Below are 2584 nucleotides of genomic sequence, written 5' to 3'. Positions count from 1 at the left end.
GTGTGAGTGGCTCTTGTGAGATTTATGGCTCTGTTTATGGCAATGCTAAAATCTCATATTGTGCAACAATCTGGGGGCGTGCTTATGGCAATGCAAAAATCAACAAAAAAAGCAAAGTAAGGTTGGTTCCAAAAAATTGTGAGGTTTATGAAAGCGATAATGTTGTCAATATAACTAATAAAACAGAATAAAGAACGGCGTGGGGGGCGTGCATTCTTTATGGTTATAAACGCATATAAAATGCATTGCTATAAACATATCATAAAAGAGAGGGTAAAATAAAAAAAAAGCCGTGCCAAGTGATATGACGCGGCTTTCAAATGTCTATTCTAATGATTAAAATGAATCATCCACAATGGAGTAATGAATGCATATATACAAAACGTATCATATTGCAAGCGCTCTATGAGAGATATGAAAACTTATCAAAAGGAACGTAAATGTGCGTATGATCTTTAAGCACTCATTTGAATTATAGAGCCTATAAACGCTTGTTATGGCTATCAAACGTATCAAACAAATCAAAATGCTCGGTAGCTTTAACAATCCAATCAAAAGCAAATGCATATTCAATAAATATCTGCAAAAAACGTTCTTTTTACATTTGGAAGCGTTGGTTTTTACAAAGCAGCTTTTCATAAGATAAATAAACAAACGCTTTTATAAAGTGTAAGGTTTTTAAGATTTTGCTCTGCTGTGAAATCTAGATCTTCATTTTTCATAAATGAAACGTTCTTAAGAGCAAATGATAACTAAGTTATAACTGTAATAAAAAAAAGTTTTAACGTTTCTTATAAAGATCTCATTTTATGTTTCAAACGTTTAAACGTGCATTTAAAGAGGTTCTCATAAGCGTATTTGTACTTTTCATTAAAACCTAATTTCTTTAAATATTAGCCGGTCCATTTTGGGGATGTTATCTTAGAATAGAGCATTCTTAAATATTACAGCTTTTGACTCAAAATTGAGTAAAAACCCATACCTTATGATGTTACAATGGTTTTGAAGTTTGTTTGCTTATCTTGTCTAAATAGCTGCCCCCAAATTTGGAAAGAGCTCTTTTGGTTTCGTATTTTTAAACTATAACTTTTAAAACGTTTTTAGTACCAAATCTAAAGTAGATAGTAATTCTACTGCCATGGCATTATTTGCCTCCATTTTTTTGTGGAAGCGAATAGTTCCATTCTTAAAGACTAGCCTGCAATCTATTCATTAAAAGGCTTTTCATTTCATAAGATATAGCATTTTTAATTTCATGACCTTTATTTCCTACCTCGGTAAAAAAATACCGTGGTTATAAAATCGATCTTGTCTTTAAATCCTTTTATGCAATCTTTATAAACTAAACCTATAAGCTTATAAAAGTTTTAAATGATTACCTTCTTATAGGATAATCTAATGTTGCGATAACATCTTTAGATTTTACGCTCCCCAATTTTGAGGAGTGCAAATCTTGTGTTTTTATCATGCGATTAACAATCCAATCATTAAAACAAGATGTGATCTTTAAACGTATGTTATCGATAATTCCAAACAACTAAATTTTTAAACAATGCGATTTTGAGTGATAAAAACGTATCATAAAATTTATGAACTGTTATAAATGATAGCTGCTTTTCATTTTATTTGAATACACACATGCGTTATAATATTTACATCATGATTTGCTTTTTATGGTCTATTCATGCATGGCAATCTTATATAAAAAATGGTCAAATGAATCATGCATAAAAGTGTGGGTTCTTAAGTGGATTCATATAAAATAATTGCACACAACATATTGATTTATTTATATTTTTATGTCATATGTGGCGCCGGGCGCTAAAAACACGGTCGTAAGTCCGCCGCTATACTTTCCCCTCGCGAAGGGTATTGTATGGTATAGCTACACCCGACAAAATCGTTATATGCCAATGATAGCACAAAAGAAAGTCAGTATTTTGAAGATGGGAAAAACCTTACGTGGTTTAACCGCTTACGATTAAGTGTTTTTAGCACTTGCCAACCTTAATAAACGAACCTTTCTTTAATGTCAATACGTATTTTTTATTTTTTTCAATTTTTTTCATTTTGATACCTACCTAATTGAATATCAAGTGCTTTTTTTAGCTCTCTTTCTTTTTAATAGATGATTGTATCGCGTAAATGGACATGTTTATTAAACTGCGTGTATGCAACATGAGAAAGAATGAATAAACTAAAAAAAAGTACCAAATAACGATATCTAAATACCAAAATACAGTATAACTATTTGGAAAAATTAAAACGACAAGTGCTAAACTTATTAGCTTTAAGAGTCTGTGCAAATACTGTTGTAAATCACGTGTTAATATCTTCCAACCTGTTGTATCATCATCTTTATATTTTGGATTGTTCTGCAACTCAAAAGGAATATGAGAATTGCATAAAATTACAAAAATATTTGTTATTATTATCAAACCAAAAGATGCAAATATCAAAATACCTTGGATAAAGTAGGGATTTTTTTTAATTCCTAAAAAATATAAAAATATAAAAATTATAATACCAAACAAGGCTCTTAGCTGCTTATCTGTAAACATATTTATTTCCTGCGGTTTTCGAT

At 30.3% G+C, this 2584-nt stretch carries 1 protein-coding gene and 1 pseudogene; one reads left to right on the top strand and one right to left on the bottom strand.

The genetic code is table 11. The annotated features are described in order from the left end of the window. Window positions 1-191, top strand: a pseudogene (locus ACFILD_RS00995) (hypothetical protein); the annotation flags it as partial. 1914 nt (window positions 192-2105) lie between these two features. On the opposite strand, the gene ACFILD_RS00990 reads toward ACFILD_RS00995, so the two are convergent. Further along, complete coding sequence (locus tag ACFILD_RS00990) at window positions 2106-2561, bottom strand: hypothetical protein (RefSeq protein ID WP_375631869.1); 456 nt, start codon at window positions 2559-2561, stop codon at window positions 2106-2108. Window positions 2562-2584 lie beyond the last annotated feature (23 nt).

It is taken from the genome of Bartonella sp. CL162QHHD (assembly GCF_042195435.1).
GTDB lineage: Bacteria > Pseudomonadota > Alphaproteobacteria > Rhizobiales > Rhizobiaceae > Bartonella.
The sequence above is the reverse complement of the archived record's forward strand: the minus strand, read 5'-3'. Positions and strand labels throughout refer to the sequence as shown.

Excerpts from the sequence above, each read along its gene's own strand:
- ACFILD_RS00990 (WP_375631869.1), bottom strand. The coding sequence starts at position 2,561 with ATGTTTACAGATAAGCAGCTAAGAGCCTTGTTTGGTATTATAATTTTT.